The 17,797-nt window shown below is 38.6% G+C and carries 13 protein-coding genes; all 13 read left to right on the forward strand.

Annotated features, from left to right (window positions below):
* Positions 1-7: 7 nt before the first annotated feature.
* The 13 genes from IGJ27_RS00525 to ftsY all read left to right on the forward strand — a co-directional run bounded on the left by IGJ27_RS00525 (position 8) and on the right by ftsY (position 17,592).
* The gene (locus IGJ27_RS00525) at positions 8-1,681 is read left to right on the forward strand and encodes a DAK2 domain-containing protein (RefSeq protein WP_034698624.1); all 1,674 of its coding nucleotides are present in this window, start codon (positions 8-10) and stop codon (positions 1,679-1,681) included.
* 123 nt (positions 1,682-1,804) lie between these two features.
* Entirely contained in the window at positions 1,805-3,841 is a 2,037-nt protein-coding gene (recG, locus tag IGJ27_RS00530) for an ATP-dependent DNA helicase RecG (protein WP_178306273.1), read from the forward strand.
* 47 nt (positions 3,842-3,888) lie between these two features.
* Positions 3,889-4,890, forward strand: coding sequence for a phosphate acyltransferase PlsX (gene plsX / locus IGJ27_RS00535; protein ID WP_178306272.1), 1,002 nt, complete (start codon positions 3,889-3,891; stop codon positions 4,888-4,890).
* A 121-nt stretch (positions 4,891-5,011) separates the two neighbouring features.
* A complete protein-coding gene (gene acpP / locus IGJ27_RS00540) occupies positions 5,012-5,254 on the forward strand; it encodes an acyl carrier protein (protein ID WP_010720420.1) in 243 nt (80 codons plus the stop codon).
* 270 nt (positions 5,255-5,524) lie between these two features.
* The gene (locus IGJ27_RS00545) at positions 5,525-6,529 is read left to right on the forward strand and encodes an ABC transporter ATP-binding protein (RefSeq protein ID WP_010736807.1); all 1,005 of its coding nucleotides are present in this window, start codon (positions 5,525-5,527) and stop codon (positions 6,527-6,529) included.
* Positions 6,530-7,474 carry an ABC transporter ATP-binding protein gene (locus IGJ27_RS00550; protein WP_010720418.1) on the forward strand — a complete coding sequence of 315 codons (945 nt, stop codon included), beginning with the start codon at positions 6,530-6,532 and terminating at the stop codon, positions 7,472-7,474.
* On the forward strand, positions 7,474-8,436 hold the full coding sequence (opp4B, locus tag IGJ27_RS00555; RefSeq protein ID WP_010720417.1) for an oligopeptide ABC transporter permease: 963 nt from the start codon (positions 7,474-7,476) through the stop codon (positions 8,434-8,436). The genes IGJ27_RS00550 and opp4B overlap by 1 nt, the downstream gene beginning before the upstream one ends.
* Before the next feature lie 27 nt (positions 8,437-8,463).
* Positions 8,464-9,378, forward strand: a complete 915-nt coding sequence (locus tag IGJ27_RS00560; protein WP_010720416.1) for an ABC transporter permease — start codon at positions 8,464-8,466, stop codon at positions 9,376-9,378.
* A 27-nt stretch (positions 9,379-9,405) separates the two neighbouring features.
* On the forward strand, positions 9,406-11,184 hold the full coding sequence (locus IGJ27_RS00565; protein ID WP_010720415.1) for an oligopeptide ABC transporter substrate-binding protein: 1,779 nt from the start codon (positions 9,406-9,408) through the stop codon (positions 11,182-11,184).
* Between the two features lie 291 nt (positions 11,185-11,475).
* The gene (rnc, locus tag IGJ27_RS00570; RefSeq protein ID WP_010720414.1) at positions 11,476-12,162 is read left to right on the forward strand and encodes a ribonuclease III; all 687 of its coding nucleotides are present in this window, start codon (positions 11,476-11,478) and stop codon (positions 12,160-12,162) included.
* A 21-nt stretch (positions 12,163-12,183) separates the two neighbouring features.
* Entirely contained in the window at positions 12,184-15,762 is a 3,579-nt protein-coding gene (gene smc / locus IGJ27_RS00575; protein WP_096709756.1) for a chromosome segregation protein SMC, read from the forward strand.
* Between the two features lie 8 nt (positions 15,763-15,770).
* Positions 15,771-16,580, forward strand: coding sequence for a Cof-type HAD-IIB family hydrolase (locus IGJ27_RS00580; protein WP_063626406.1), 810 nt, complete (start codon positions 15,771-15,773; stop codon positions 16,578-16,580).
* A 10-nt stretch (positions 16,581-16,590) separates the two neighbouring features.
* Positions 16,591-17,592, forward strand: a complete 1,002-nt coding sequence (gene ftsY / locus IGJ27_RS00585) for a signal recognition particle-docking protein FtsY (protein ID WP_010720411.1) — start codon at positions 16,591-16,593, stop codon at positions 17,590-17,592.
* Positions 17,593-17,797 lie beyond the last annotated feature (205 nt).

Raw genomic sequence — 17,797 nt, forward strand, 5'->3', positions numbered from 1 at the left:
TATCTAGGTGAGTGTAACAGAAATCAGTGCAAGCCAATTCCAGGAAATGGTTCAGGCGGGCGCGAATCGTCTGCAAGTAAATGCAGAATATGTCAATTCGTTAAATGTATTCCCAGTTCCTGATGGAGATACAGGTACCAATATGAATTTATCTATGACAAGTGGAGCTAAAGCAGTTGCTGATTCTACTTCTGAAAAAGTAGGCGAGTTAGCAGCAATGTTATCAAAAGGCCTACTAATGGGAGCCAGAGGAAATTCAGGAGTTATTTTGTCTCAATTATTCCGAGGCTTTTCAAAGCAAATACCTGACGTGACAGTGTTAAACGCTGCAGATTTAGCTGCGGCTTTTACGCATGGCGTTGAGACAGCTTATAAAGCAGTCATGAAGCCTGTTGAAGGAACCATTTTGACAGTAGCCCGTGAAGCTGCAAAAGCTGGAGAAAAGAAAGCTAAAACAAGTGACGACGTTGTTGAAGTGATGACGGCTGTGGTAAAAGGTGGGAAACGTGCCTTAGCGAAAACACCAGATTTGTTACCAGTGTTAAAAGAAGTCGGTGTCGTCGATAGTGGCGGTCAAGGTTTGCTATTTGTATATGAAGGCTTCTTAAGTGCCTTGAATGGTGAGTTCAAAATGACAGAAGTCTATGAACCATCACCAGCTGAAATGGATGAAATGGTCAACGCTGAGCATCATCGCAGTGTCCAAGGTCAATTAGCAACAGAAGATATCCATTATGGTTACTGTACAGAAATCATGGTAAAAATCGGTGAAGGACCAACCGTTGATAGCCAATTTGACTATGAAGAATTTCGTAATTACTTAGATGGAATCGGTGATTCATTATTGGTTGTTAATGATGATGAGATCATTAAGGTCCACGTGCATACCGAAAATCCAGGTGAAGTATTAAATTATGGACAAAAATTTGGTTCATTAGTAAAAATCAAAGTCGACAACATGCGTTTACAGCATGAAACGATTTTAGAACACGATGAGCAAGCGAAGCCACAAAAAGCAGCTCGTACACCTTATGGGATCGTAGCGATTGCAGCCGGTAAAGGAGTGCAAGAGTTATTTGAAAGTTTAGGAGCAAACTACGTCATTAGTGGTGGACAAACGATGAACCCAAGTACGGAAGATATCGTTAAAGCAATCAAGGAAGTCAATGCGGATAAAGTCATCGTATTACCAAACAATAAAAATATCTTCATGGCTGCGGATCAAGCGGCTGAAGTAGCAGATATCCCAGTAGCGGTCGTACCATCAAAAACGATCTCTCAAGGACTAACTGCGATGCTTTCATTTAATGATCAAGTATCGTTGGAAGAAAACAAAGCGACTATGACAGAAATGCTTGCAAGTGTCGTTAGTGGGCAAATTACTCATGCGATTCGTGACACAACCATTGATGGTGTGAAAATTACTGAGGGCGATTTCTTAGGGATGATTGATGGGAAAATCGTTATCTCAGATTCTGACATGATGGCAACTTCATTCGCTACCTTAGAAAAAATGATCACTGAAGAAACAGAAATTGTGACGATTTTAGCAGGTGAAGGTGGTTCGGTTCATCAAGCAGAAGAATTATCAGCTAAATTAGTTGAACAATATCCAGATTTAGAAATTGAAATTCATCAAGGCGATCAACCGGTTTATCCGTATTTATTCTCTGCAGAATAGAAAAGGACAATCCTTTTCGCCTGAACGAACGGTAAAAGAACGGGGGCTGTACCAGGTTGTTGGTGCAGCCCTATTTCTAAGGAATGGATTGATAGTGAAACATACGGTAAAGGAGGGTGAAATATGAGGTCTTTAAATGATCCAGTGACGATGTTAGCCGGTGTGGGAGCAAAAAGGGCGGATAGTCTTGCTAGTCTGGGAATCCAAACCATCGAAGACCTATTGACCTATTATCCTTTTCGCTATGAAGACATTCAAGAAAGAAATTTAAATGAAATACTTGATCAAGAAAAAGTGACTTTAAAAGGCCTGGTTGTTTCACCACCAGTAATGAGTCGCTTTGGCTACAAAAAGAATCGACTCCAATTTCGTATGATGCAGGATCATGCTGTTTTCAATGTTTCTTTTTTCAATCAACCATATTTGAAAGATAAAGTGATCTTATCCGAAGAAATTGCTGTCTATGGAAAATGGGATGCGAAACGGAAGTCATTAAATGGTATGAAAATTTTGGGTTCTCAAGCGGTGGATGATTTTTCTCCAATCTATCATGTCAATAAATCAATCCGTCAAACAACTTTAGTCGATTTGATTCGAAGAGGGTTCGAAGAGTATGGTGATTTGATCGAAGAGAATCTTCCCAATGGATTAGTTGAGAAATATCGACTGTTGGATCGGCCAACAGCTGTTAAGAGCATGCATTTTCCGAAAAATCATGAAGAAAACCATCAAGCAAAACGAAGAATTGTCTTTGAAGAATTCTTTTTATTTCAAATACGACTTCAAGGGCTTAAAAAATCGGAAAAAGCAGAAACAAATGGCATTGAAATTTTATATGACATCCAGCGCTTGAAACAATTTATTCAAAAACTACCTTTTGAATTGACGGATGCCCAAAAAAGAGTCACGAATGAAATTTGTCGTGACTTAAGAAGTCCGCAACATATGCAACGCCTATTGCAAGGTGATGTAGGTAGCGGAAAGACGATTGTTGCAGCAATTGCCTTATATGCGGCGGTCACTGCAGGGTTTCAAGGCGCATTGATGGTACCAACTGAAATTTTGGCACAACAACACATGGAAAGCCTTCTTCAATTATTTGATGCGCAAGAAGTTAAACTTGCTCTGTTAACGGGTTCGACGAAAGCCAAAGAACGAAGAGAACTACTCGAATTGCTGGAACAAGGAGAAATCGATATCGTTGTCGGTACCCATGCGTTGATTCAAGAAGGAGTCGAATTTCAACACTTAGGTTTAGTTATTACGGATGAACAACATCGTTTTGGTGTGAATCAGCGAAAAGTACTCCGTGAAAAAGGCTGGCGTCCAGATGTTTTATTTATGACAGCCACACCAATTCCTCGGACTTTAGCGATTACTGCATACGGAGAAATGGATGTTTCGGTAATTGACGAACTTCCAGCTGGCCGGATTCCAATAGAGACGAGATGGGTTCGTACGCCACAATTAAATAGTGTGTTAGATTGGACATGGAAGGAGCTGGCGAAAGGACATCAAATGTATGTCATTTGCCCGTTGATTGAAGAGTCAGAAGCATTAGACGTTAAAAACGCTGTTGAAATTTATGAAAAATTAAGTGCGCTTTTTGCGCCTCAGTATGAAGTCGGATTGTTACATGGTAAAATGAAGAACCAGGAAAAAGAAGCAATTATGGAAACATTTAAAGAAAACAAGATGCAAATCTTGGTTTCAACGACGGTCATCGAAGTGGGTGTAAATGTTCCGAATGCTACAGTCATGTTGATCATGGATGCTGATCGTTTTGGATTAGCACAGTTACATCAATTACGTGGACGTGTTGGACGTGGTAGTGATGCTTCTTATTGTGTATTGGTAGCTAATCCTAAAAATGAATTAGGGATTGAGCGAATGAAAATAATGACAGAAACGAACAATGGCTTTATTCTAAGTGAGAAAGATTTAGAGTTGCGTGGACCAGGAGAAGTATTTGGTTTTCGCCAATCAGGCTTACCGCAATTTGCAATTGCTGATCTTGTAACAGATAGTAATATATTAGAGGTAGCTCGTGATGAGGCACAAAAGCTATGGCAGTTAAAGGATTGGCAACTATTGCCAGAATACCAACATTTGGTCCGTAGTTTAGACTTGGAAAATCAAGATAATCGTTATTTTGATTAATAGACTGTGCTATACTTTATAGTGATGATAAAAAAGGAGTGGAAATAATGAAAATTGCCGTAGATGCAATGGGTGGAGATCACGCACCACAAGCCATTGTGGAAGGTGTGGCTTTAGCTCAAAAAGATTTCCCAGATGTGGAATTTATCCTTTATGGTAAGGAAAATGAAATAAGAAAATATCTAACAACAGAACACAATGTGACGATCATTCATACAGATGAAAAAATCGATAGTGATGATGAACCAGTTAAAGCCATTCGCCGTAAGAAGAATGCTTCGATGGTTTTGGCAGCACAAGCTGTCAAAAATGGTGAAGCAGACGCGATTTTTTCAGCGGGGAACACTGGCGCATTATTAGCAGCTGGACTCTTTATTGTTGGTCGTATCAAAAACATCGAACGCCCTGGTCTGATGTCTACTTTACCGGTAGTCGGTCAACCCAATGCAGGGTTTGATATGCTTGATCTAGGTGCAAATGCTGAAAATAAACCGGAACATTTATTACAATATGGAATCTTAGGCTCATTTTATGCAAGAAAAGTCCGAGGAATCGGTAGACCTCGAGTTGCTTTATTGAATAATGGGACGGAAGCAACAAAAGGAAGCGAATTAACTAAAAAAGCTTTCGAATTACTTCAAAATGAAACCAGTTTGAATTTTATTGGAAACGTTGAAGCGAGGGAACTATTGAACGGGGTAGCAGATGTTGTTGTAACCGATGGATTTACAGGCAATGCAGTATTGAAATCCATTGAGGGGACAGCAATGAATCTGATGGACCTTTTGAAAGCTGCCATTTTAAATGAAGGTATCAAAGGAAAAATGGGCGCACTATTGTTGAAAGATGGGTTACGTTCATTAAAATCAGAAATGGATTATTCAAAACATGGCGGAGCAGTTCTTTTTGGATTAAAGGCACCAGTCATCAAAACTCACGGTGCGACTGGACCAGATGCAGTGAGACATACCATCAGACAAATCCACACTATGCTGGAAACCAATGTGGTAGGGCAGTTAGTTGAACAATTCGAAAAACCTGCAGAATAATGTTTGTGGGTGCTTGTCGATGACCCTATAGAAAAAAAGGTGGACAATCTTAGAAAATGTCAGTAAAATTAGCCTTGGTGAAGGAAATCGGCAATTTTGATAATTGTTGGAGGTGAAAACATTGTCACGTGAAGAAGTATTTAATAAAGTAGCGAAAATTATTTCAAATCATTTTGAAATTGATACAGATAAAGTAACTGATGAATTAAATATCAAAGATGACCTAAAAGCTGACTCAATCAGCATCATGGAATTTGTTTTGGAACTTGAAGATGAGTTTGGAACAGAAATTTCTGACGAAGATGCAGAACAAATTGAAACAGTTGGTGGGGCAGTTGACTACATCAGCAATCATCTTAACTAATCATCAGCATGAAAGTGAGTAAAGATCAATCGGATCTTTACTCACTTTTTTTTAATTTTTCAAGTGATTTATCTTTATTTTAAATAGATTTTTCTGACAATTCTGGCAACTGACTGAAATTTTCTTGCATTGTAGAGGGGTTTTATATATAATTATTAATAATATATTGCACTATCCTTAGAATAACGCTTATTATAAAACGTTTTATTCTGTGGGATATCATTTTTTATTAAGAAAACTTCCAACCAGGGAGCAGAGAGGGGTATTCGATTGTCAGATAATCAACTATTAGATGTTCAGAACCTACATACAGGCTTCCGTCTTAAAGATGAGTATTACGATGCAGTAGATGACGTTTCTTTTACATTAGATAAAAACGAGATCTTAGCAATCGTTGGAGAATCTGGTTGCGGGAAAAGTACATTAGCGACTACTATTATGGGGTTACTTGATCCAAACAACACAAAGATCACAGGCGAAATTTTATATAATGATTTAAACTTGATTGAATTGAATGAAACTTTGTATAACAAAATCCGCGGGAATGATATTGGGATGATTTTCCAAGATCCGTTATCTGCGTTAAACCCTTTGATGCGTATTGAAGATCAAATTAAGGAAGGGTTATCTTATCATACCAAAATGAACGCTGAACAACGGCAAGCTCGTGCCTTGGAATTGTTGGAGCAAGTTGGGATTCCTAATCCTGCCAGAGTCGGACGACAATATCCCCATGAATTATCTGGGGGGATGAGACAGCGGGTAATCATCGCCATTGCGATTGCGTGTAAGCCACCGATTGTTATTGCGGATGAGCCAACGACAGCGCTAGATGTAACGATTCAAGCGCAAATCCTTGATTTATTAAAAGACTTACAAGAAGAAACCAAAACAGGAATCATTCTGATCACGCATGACTTAGGTGTCGTGGCAGAAATGGCTGATCGGGTAGCGGTAATGTATGGCGGTCAATTTGTTGAAGTAGCTGGGGTCAAAGAACTTTTTGAAAATCCTAAACACCCTTATACCCGTTCATTGTTGAACTCTATTCCTCAAGAGGGGAACCATGAAGCTGAGCTCCATGTGATTGAAGGCGTTGTTCCTTCTTTGAAAAATATGCCACGAACTGGTTGTCGTTTTGCTCCTCGGATTCCTTGGATTCCAGCCAGTGATCACGAAGAAAACCCTGTCCTTCATGAAATTGCTCCGAATCATTTGGTTCGTTGCTCTTGCTACAAACATTTCCACTTTAGAGACGAAAAAGGAGAGGTGTAGATGACAGAATTAATTACAATCAGCGATTTGAAAGTACACTATCCTATTCGTAGTGGATTCTTTAATCGAGTAACGGATCATGTATATGCAGTAGATGGTGTCGACTTCATTATTGAAAAAGGAAAAACGTATGGCTTAGTCGGAGAATCTGGTTCTGGTAAATCAACGACAGGGAAAGCAGTCGTTGGATTAGAAAAAGTGACTTCAGGACAAATCATTTATGAAGGTAAAGATGTCACTAAAAAAAGTAACCGACAAAAAATTGGCTATAACAAAGATGTTCAAATGATCTTCCAAGACTCAATGTCCAGCTTGAATCCTAAAAAGCGAGTATTGGATATTATTGCAGAACCGATCCGTAACTTTGAACGTTTGAGTGATCAAGAGGAAAAGAAAAAAGTGAAAAATCTACTGGATATCGTAGGGATGCCGGAAGATGCGCTGTATAAATATCCACATGAGTTTTCAGGTGGACAGCGTCAACGTTTAGGGGTTGCACGTGCAGTTGCGACAAACCCAAAACTCATCGTAGCAGATGAACCAGTTTCTGCATTGGATTTATCCGTTCAGGCGCAAGTATTAAATTTCATGAAACGAATCCAACAAGAATTTGGTTTAAGTTATTTATTTATTTCTCATGACTTGGGAGTCGTGAAACATATGTGTGATAATATCGCAATTATGTATAAAGGTCGATTCGTTGAAATTGGTACACGAGAAGATATTTATAATGATCCACGTCATATCTATACGAAACGTTTACTGTCTGCTATCCCTCGGATTGATGTCGAAAATCGGGAGTTACACAAAGAGAATCGACGAAGAGTGGAACGTGAGTACATCCAAAATCAAAAGGAGTACTACGATGCAACTGGTCGAGTGTACGATCTCCGTACGATCACACCGACGCATAAAGTAGCGTTGAAAGATGGAGGTGCCAGCTAATGTGGAAAACGATATTACGACGTGTATTATTAATGATCCCACAAGTTATTATTCTTAGTATTTTGATCTTTATGTTGGCAAAAGCGATGCCTGGTGATCCTTTTACCGGGTTGATTAACCCCAACCAAGATCCAGCAGTCATCGAGCAAATGAGACAGGCAGCTGGTTTGAATGATCCTTGGTATGTCCAGTATTTCCGATGGATCGGGAATGCGTTACAAGGTGACTTCGGTCAAAGTTTCTTATACAAACGTTCAGTTTCTGATTTGATTGGTGAGCGTATCGTCAATACTCTTTACTTGTCGATCTTAACAGTTATCATTACTTATTTGATTGCTGTACCACTAGGTATGTTGGCGGGCAGATACCAAAACTCATTTTTGGATAAAGCTGTTGTAATCTACAATTTCTTTAGTTTTGCTGTTCCGTTATTTATCTTTGGATTGATTATGTTATTTGTATTTGGTTATCGTCTAGGTTGGTTTCCAACCAGCGGCTCCCAGACGTTAGGAATCCAAGGGGGCTTTTTCACCCAGTTGATTGATCGCATGAAATACATCATTTTACCATCGATCACTCAAGCCTTTTTAGCTACAGCTGTAACGATCCAGTATTTACGTAGCGAAGTCATTGATTCAAAATCTTTAGACTTTGTGCGAACTGCCCGTTCAAAAGGGGTACCAACCAATAAAGTATTTAGTCGTCATATTTTCCGAAACGCGGCATTGCCGATGGCTTCACAAATGGGTTATGAAATTACTTCCTTGATTGCTGGTTCAGTAGTTATTGAAAAGATTTTTGGCTACCCAGGAGTCGGTAAATTGTTTATTGATTCGATCGGACAACGTGACTATACAGTTATTACCTCCTTAGTATTGATTTTAGGAATTGCGACGTTGATCGGAACCTTGCTTTCAGATATCATCATGAGCATTGTTGATCCACGTATCCGTATCCAATAAAATTCAATCAGAAAGGAGAAAAGACAAATGAGTGATAAAAAGAAAGACGTTGTGCAAGAAAGTATCCCGCCAATGGGGTTACGAATGATTGCCCGTGAATTTAAAAAAGATAAAATCGCTATTTTTTCATTAGGCTTACTCGTTATTTTATTGTTAGTTATCTTTATCGGTGCGTTATTTACAGACCAAGATAAAGTAATGTATGTCAGCATCTTTGATAAATATGCAGCTCCAGGTGCTATTTCTACCGAGGGGACAAAATTTATTTTAGGAGCAGATGAAGGTGGTCGGGATGTTTTAGGACAACTGATTATCGGTGCAAGAAACTCCGTCACCATTGGTTTTGCAATCACAGTCATCACTTCGATTATCGGGGTTGGACTAGGGATCATTTCTGGGTTTTATGGGGGGATCATCGATAACATTTTGATGCGTATCGTTGACTTCATTATGATTTTACCGATTATGTTGATTATTATCGTATTTGTATCGATTATCTCTAGATATAATGTTTGGTCGTTCATCTTCATTATGAGTGCATTTTATTGGGTTGCTAAAGCTCGATTATTCAGAAGTAAAACTTTATCAGAAGCAAGGCGTGATTATGTGAGTGCTTCAAAAACAATGGGAACAAGTGATTTTAAAATCATGTTCCGTGAAATCATGCCTAACTTAAGTTCATTGATCATTACCAACTTAACGATGAACTTTGCAGCAAATATTGGGATCGAGACCACTTTGACTTTCTTAGGGTTTGGCTTACCAGCAAATGTTCCTAGTTTAGGAACACTAATCGGTTACGCCAGCAACGGTGAGGTTTTAGTGAATCGACAATGGATCTGGTTACCTGCGTCAATTCTAATTTTAGTATTGATGTTGAGTATAAACTATGTTGGACAAGCGTTTAAGCGTTCTGCCGATGCACGCCAACGATTAGGTTAAAGAAGAAAGCAAAGGGGGAAATAAGGAATGAAGAAATCAATTTTAGGCGTTGTTACACTTTTTTCAGTAATGGCATTAGCTGCTTGTGGAAGCGGCGGAGGTTCTAACTCTTCTGGGAGTTCAGCAAATAACGGTGAGAAGAAGGAATTAACATTTCCAATCTCAACGAAAAATGATAAAGATGCAATAAAAGATGGCGAATTGGAGGCTGCAGTAGCAACCGATAGTCAATTCAAAGGATTGTTCCAATGGGAATTTTATCAAGATTCTTACGATGCAGCATTTATGGCACCTTCTCATGAAGCACTATTTACAAATGATGCGGACTTCAAGATCACAAATGATGGTGCAGCGAGTTTAGATTTAGACCAAGAGACGAAAAAAGCAACGATCAAAGTAAAAGACAATGTAAAATGGTCAGATGGTAAAGATGTAACCGCAGATGACGTGATTTTCCCTTATGAAATTATCGGTAACAAGGATTATACAGGTATCCGTTATGATGATAACTTCCGAAACATCGTTGGGATGGAAGAATACCATAGCGGTAGCGCTCCGACAATCTCAGGTATCAAAAAAGTGGACAATAAGACAGTTGAAATCGAATATAAAAAAGTGGAACCAAGTATGCTTCAATCAGGTGGTGGGATTTGGGCATATGCAGCTCCAAAACACACACTTGAAGGTGTAGCAATCAAAGACATGGAATCAAGTGATCAAGTACGTAAAAATCCAGTGACTTTTGGTCCATATTACATGAGTAATATCGTTGCAGGAGAATCAGTAGAGTATCTACCAAATGAATATTACTGGAATGGCAAACCACAATTGAAAAAAATCACGATGAAATCATTGCCGATTGCTAGTGCAACAGAAGCTTTGAACTCAAAACTTTATGACATGATTTTCCAAATGCCTACAGATACGTATGACACATATAAAGATGTCTCAGGTTACACAAACTTAGGACGTGAACAAACATCATACACTTACTTAGGCTTCAAATTAGGTAAATGGAATGCTGAAAAGAGCAGTGTCGAATACGATCCAAATTCTAAAATGGCAGATAAATCATTGCGACAAGCAATGGGTTATGCATTAGATAACGATGCAGTAGGGGAACGTTTCTATGCAGGGTTAAGAAGCAATGCTACTTCATTGATTCCTCCTGTATTTGAATCATTCCACGATGACGATCTAAAAGGATTTACGCAAGATATCGATAAAGCAAACAAATTATTGGATGATGCTGGCTATAAAGATGTAGATGGTGATGGGTTACGTGAAGATAAAGACGGAAATAAATTAACGATCAACTTTGCTTCAATGTCAGGTGGCGAAACAGCGCAACCATTATCTGATTACTATGTGCAACAATGGAAAAAAATCGGCTTAGATGTGAAATACACGACTGGACGTTTAATCGAATTTAACTCATTCTACGATAAATTAGAAAATGACGATCCTGAAATTGATGTATATCAAGCAGCTTGGAGTACAGGAACTGATCCAAATCCAAACGGACTATGGGGACCAAATGCAGCATTCAACTACACTCGTTTTGAATCAGAAGAAAATACGAAATTGATCAATGATATCAATTCAAGTGAAGCATTTGATGCAGATTACCAAAAAGAAGCATATAAAAAATGGCAAGCATATGCATTTGAAGAAGCTTTCGCAATTCCAACATTGTTCCGTAATGAAGTACTACCAGTAAGCGATCGTACTAAAGATTGGGATTGGTCATATGATGCACCAAATCCATGGGCGAAAGTAACGGTAACAGCAGAATCACGTTCTTAAAATAAGGACATACATGCCGTTTAGCGAAAGTAATGAATGAATCTGGCAATGAGAAAGACCTCCCAAACACGGAAACGGTTTGGGAGGTCTTTTCGTATAGCTGGCAACTTTTGAATACTATTTATCAAATCAATCAAATGATCAGCTAATAAATTCTTTAATCGAAAAAATCATTGGATCCTTGAGGTTTATTAAACCTTTACTTACCTTTTGTCGGAACCATTTCAAATTTAGACAAAAACCAGTATAATAAGGAAGTATTGAAAAAATATCCATAAAGGAATGTGAAAAATGGACAATCAGCTGACAAATGAATTAAAAGAAAAGTATACTATCGTTTTTCACGATCTCAATCTACTTGAACAAGCTTTTACCCATTCATCCTATGTGAATGAGCATCGCAACCTTCAACTATCAGATAACGAACGATTAGAATTTTTAGGAGATGCCGTATTAGAATTAATGGTTTCAGAATATTTATATCGTTTATATCCAGATATCCCAGAAGGTAAACTAACAAAGACACGTGCGGCGATCGTTCGTGAAGATAGTTTATCCAAGTTTGCCAAAGAATGTGGATTTGATAAATATATCATGTTAGGTAAAGGAGAAGAAAATTCTGGGGGAAGAACCAGACCAGCTCTTCTTTGTGACTTATTTGAAGCCTTTCTAGGTGCTTTGTACCTTGATCAAGGGTTTGAAGCAGCCCATGCCTTTCTTCAAACAGTTGTCTTTCCAAAAGTCAAAGCAGGTGCTTTTTCACATGAGATGGATCATAAAACGAAGTTGCAAGAAGTGTTGCAAAAATCAGGTGATGTATTTATTGAATACCGATTAATAAAAGAGGAAGGTCCGGCACATGAACGGATTTTTTGGATCGAAGTCTATGTAGATGACAAGTTGATTGGGACTGGGCAAGGAAAATCGAAAAAACTAGCAGAACAAGCTGCTGCAGAAAATGCACTGGCAGCACTGTAAAAGTAAGTGAGGGAACGCTTCGTGTATTTAAAACGAATTGAAATAGCTGGATTTAAATCCTTTGCAGATAAAACAGTGATTGATTTTGAAAATAGTGTGACAGCCGTCGTTGGACCAAATGGGAGTGGCAAAAGTAATATCACTGAAGCAATCCGCTGGGTTTTAGGCGAGCAATCTGCTAAGAGCCTTCGAGGTGGGAAAATGCCCGATATTATTTTCGCTGGTTCAGACTCTCGTAAGCCTTTGAATGTGGCAGAAGTTACAGTACTTTTGGATAATACCGATCATTATTTACCATTGGATTATCAAGAAATCAGCGTGACTCGTCGCTATCGACGAACAGGCGAAAGTGATTTTTTTATCAATAAACAACCTTGTCGATTGAAAGACATCCAAGAACTGTTCTTAGATTCAGGTTTAGGAAAAGAATCGTTTTCGATCATTTCACAAGGGAAAGTAGAAGCAATTTTTAGTAGTAAGCCAGAAGACCGTCGGGGAATATTTGAAGAAGCAGCAGGTGTATTAAAATATAAACAACGCAAGAAAAAAGCGGAACAAAAGTTATTTGAAACAGAAGATAATCTTAGTCGAGTGCAAGACATTATTTACGAGTTGCAAGAGCAATTAACACCTCTAGCTGAGCAAAGTGAAATCGCTAAGAAATTTTTGCAGTTAAAAGAAGAATTAACCCAAACGGATATAGCGTTGATGATTACAGAGATCAACGTAGCGAAAAAAGAGTGGGAAGAAAAACAAACTCAGCTGACACAATTCAATCAAGAGCTGACAAAATTAGCGACACATATCCAATCGCAAGAAGCCGTGCTATCAGAAAAAAGAAAGCAAAACGCCAAAAAAGACCGTCAAATTGAAAAAGGTCAACAAAGTCTGTTGGCATTGTCTGAAAGATTAAAACAAGCAGAAGGGCAAAAAGATGTCTTAATAGAGCGGACAAAGCATACACAAAAGAGTACGCAAGAATATCAGGCTTCTTTGGCCGAGGCGCAAAAGAAAGTAGCGCATTTTGAGGAACTTCAGGAAAAATTGACAAAAGAAACAACTGAAAAAGAAACAGAAATCCAAGAAGCACAACAACAGTTGATGAAGACACAACAAGAATTGGAAAAATATCAAAAATCAACGAAGGAATTATTATCTGAATTACGAGATCAATATGTTGATTTGATGCAAGAACAAGCGAATGTCGGAAATGAATTGAAATATCTTGAACGTCAATATTTACAAGAAACGTCCAAAAGTAAACAAACATTAGCGAAGCAATCAGAAGTAGAAGCCTCTGTCTTGGCGTTATCCTCTCAAAAACAGGAACTATCTGAAAAACAAGCAAATCTTCAACAAGCTTTAGTTAAGAACCAACATGAGTTGGAAGAGGTTCAAACAAAAGGGAAAACAGTACAAACTAAATTAACCAATGAACAACCTAAAATGTACCAATTGATGAACCAAGTCCAACAATTAAAGGCACGCCAAAAAAGTTTACAAGAAATCCAAGAAAACTATTTTGGTTTTTACCAGGGCGTTCGGTTAGTTTTACAACATAAACAACAATTATCTGGTATCGTAGGTGCAGTCGCTGAGTTGATTGATGTACCTAGCTCTTTTACCCTTGCAATCGAAACAGCTCTAGGCGGAGCAGCGCAACACGTCATTGTTGAAAACGAACACGATGCACGTCAAGCAATCACTTATTTGAAAAAGCAAAGAGGGGGTAGAGCGACCTTTTTACCGTTAACAACGATTAAACCTAGACAGTTACCTGCGCACGTTCTTTCGCAAGCAGCAACGGTAGATGGGTTTTTAGGTATTGCAAGTGAACAGGTGACATTCCCTGCAGAAATTCAAACCGTGGTCCACAATTTATTGGGAACGATCTTATTAGCGAAGGATCTAACTAGTGCCAATGCTATTGCTCAGACCATACGATACCAATACCGAGTAGTGTCTCTGGAAGGAGACGTGATGAATGCTGGTGGTTCCATGACGGGTGGAGCAAATAAACGGGGGAATCAAGGCAGTCTCTTCTCTCAAAATCAAGAATTGAAACAGCTGACAGCAGAATATGAACAAGCAGATCAGCAGTTGCAAAATCAAGAAAAAATTGTTCAAGAACTACAAACCAAAGTCGCTGACTTGAGCCAAAAACAAGAAAAGTTGCGTACGCAAAATGAACAATTGCGGTTTGAAGAGCAGGAAATAGCGAATCAACTGCAAAATATCACGAATGACTTAGCACGCTTTGAAAAAGAAAAGCAACTCTCAAACTTTGAAACGAGAGAATTGCAACAATTCATCGAAACATATCAAAAACAACAAGCAGAGTTAACGGCAAGACAAAAGGAAATCGAACAACAACGACAACAAATCGATGAAGAGATCAAATCACTGAACCAAGAAAGTGATCAAATGGAAGAAAAACGATCACAAGTCCAAGCACGAAAAGCACAGGAACAAGCAGATTTAGCTGTCTTGAAAGAGCAATTCAATCATTTACAGATCCAATTACGTGGAGCACGTGTTCAAAAAAATGAAGCACTTGAACGTCAGACAAGTTTAGAGCAACAATTAGCAACATTGACTGCAGATTTTTCTGATCATGAAATCACTGAAGAAAGTTTAGCGAGCCAAATCACGGAACTTGCGCAACAGCGTGAAGAACTGCAAGCAGAACTAGTGGCAGTGAAGGAACAACGAGAACGTACGCAAAAAGAAATCGATCAGCTTGAAACAGTACTTGCTGAAAAAAACCAACAACAAAAGCAACAACTAACAGAACAATCGAAACTGGAAGTGCAAAAAGACCGTGCAGAAATGTTGTTGGATCATCAGCTGAGCTATTTGCAAACGGAATACCAAATCAGCTTTGAAAAAGCTGTCACTGATTACCAGCCAACTTCCGATATTGTAAGTAGTCGCACGAAAGTAGCAGTCTTAAAAGAGCAGATCGCAGACCTTGGACCAGTGAATATCCGTTCGATTGAGCAATTTGAGCAAGTGAATGAACGACATACGTTTTTAGCCACACAACGTGATGATTTGTTATCTGCAAAGAACCAATTGTTTGAAACAATGGAAGAAATGGATGCTGAAGTACGGGCTCGCTTTAAAGAAGTCTTTGAAGCAATCAGGCAAGAGTTTAAAGTAGTCTTTCCTAATATGTTTGGTGGCGGTCGCGCAGAATTGGTATTGACTGACCCATCGGATCTATTAAAAACAGGGATCGAAATCGAAGTGCAACCACCGGGCAAGAAATTACAAAGTCTGAGCTTGCTTTCTGGCGGGGAAAGAGCATTAACTGCTATCGCCTTGCTGTTTTCAATCATCCGAGTTTGTCCTGTTCCATTTTGTATTTTAGACGAAGTAGAAGCTGCGTTAGATGAAGCAAATGTGAAAAGATTCGGACGTTATTTAAGTGATTTCCAAGATGACACTCAATTCATCGTGGTCACACACCGAAAAGGTACCATGGTAGCTGCCGATGTTTTATATGGAGTAACCATGCAAGAATCAGGTGTTTCAAAAATTGTGTCTGTCCGCATGGAAGATATCAATGAAGAAGGAAAAATGGAAACGAAGGTGTAAGGAAATAAATGATTAAATTAATTGCGATCGACTTAGACGGTACATTATTGAATGAAGAAAAACAAATTTCAGATGAGAATAAGCAAGCTTTAGCGAAAGCAAAAGAAAAAGGTGTTAAGATCGTTTTATGTACTGGTCGTCCCTTAGCAGCAATGGCTCATTATTTGCAAGAGTTGGGATTAGTGGACGAAGGGGATTATAGCATCACCTTCAATGGTGGTCTTGTTCAAAAAAATGATACAGGAGAAATCATTGAGAAAAAAGTGATGGAAGTTGCTGATATCCATCGTTTATATGATCTTGCGCAAAAATTGGCATTGCCCCTAGATGTATTATCAGATCATGTGGTTTTACAATTACCGACTGCACCAGGGAAGAAATCTTTATACAACACATTAAATAAATTATTGCAGTTTCAACCGGCAAATTTAGCAGATCTGACAGACGAGTTTGTGTTGAATAAAGCAGTTATTGCCTATCCGCAAGCGGAATTAGATCCTAAGATCAAAGAAATACCAGCCGAATTTCATGAACGTTATGAAATCATCAAGACCCGCAGTATGCTTTTAGAATTTATGCCAAAAGGTGTGACAAAAGCTTATGGTATTTCTTTACTAGCAAAAGATTTAGGTTTAGAACCAGCTGAGATCATGGCAATTGGGGATGAAGAAAACGATTTGCCGATGATTGAATACGCTGGAATGGGTGTTGCCATGGCAAATGCCGTCCCATTTGTTAAAGAAGCAGCGAATTATGTTACGTCAAGTAACTTAGAACATGGTGTAGCCAAAGTTATCGAAAAATTTGTTTTAGATTAGGGGGGATCATATGGGCTTTTTTGATAAAATCAAGCGTGCTTTTACTGGTGAACAACAAGAACCAGAAGAAGTCGAAGTACAAGAGAAATATGATAAAGGGTTAGAAAAAACCAGAAAAACATTTGGCGAACGAATGAATGAATTGTTTGCTAATTTTCGGACAGTAGACGAAGACTTTTTTGAAGAATTAGAAGAAACACTGATTGGTGCGGATGTTGGATTTGATACGGCTATTCAGATTTCTGAAGCGTTGCGTCAAGAAGTAAAACTGAGAAACGCAAAGAAACCAGCTGAGATCCAAAATGCAATCATTGAAAAATTAGTGGATTTATATGAACAAGAAGGAATCAATGAAGTTAATGAATTAAATCTACAAGAAGAAGGATTAACAGTTATTTTGTTTGTCGGGGTAAACGGTGTTGGAAAAACAACCAGTATCGGAAAACTAGCCCACCAATACAAAAATGAAGGAAAAAAAGTGCTGCTGGCAGCAGCCGATACTTTCCGAGCAGGTGCGATTGACCAATTAGTGGTTTGGGGCGAACGTGCTGGTGTCGAAGTGGTTCGGGGAAATGCTGGTGGCGACCCAGCAGCAGTTGTGTATGATGCGATGGAACGTGCTAAAAGTGAACAGGCAGATGTGTTGTTAGTAGATACAGCTGGACGTTTACAAAACAAAGTCAACTTGATGAATGAGTTGGAAAAAATCAAACGTGTCATTCAACGAGAATTACCAGATGCACCTCACGAAACATTACTTGTACTAGATGCGACTACTGGTCAAAATGCAATGGTACAAGCAAAACAATTTAAAGAAACAACTGATGTCACTGGGCTCGTTTTAACCAAACTAGATGGTACAGCCAAAGGTGGGATCGTGTTAGCCATCCGTAATGAACTTCACTTACCAGTGAAATTGGTAGGGCTTGGCGAAGGAATCGATGATCTTGAACCATTTGAACCTAATGATTTTGTTATTGGTTTATTTAAAGGATTGTTGAAAGAAGAGTAAGCAGTTATTCTTTTTATCAGCAAGAAGAGCATTTAGCTAAAAAATTGAATCTTTTTAGCTAGATGCTTTTTCTTATAGAAAGGTAACGGTAATTCTACATATAATGATGGTATTAGTAAGGTATGGGAGTGAACCAACCCAACCGACGAAGTAAGCGTACATAAAATTGGATAGGCTTTTTTTATATTTTGAAACAATTTCATTC

Origin of the sequence: Enterococcus sp. DIV1726a (assembly GCF_051710985.1) — a bacterium.
Classification (GTDB): domain Bacteria; phylum Bacillota; class Bacilli; order Lactobacillales; family Enterococcaceae; genus Enterococcus_B; species Enterococcus_B hirae.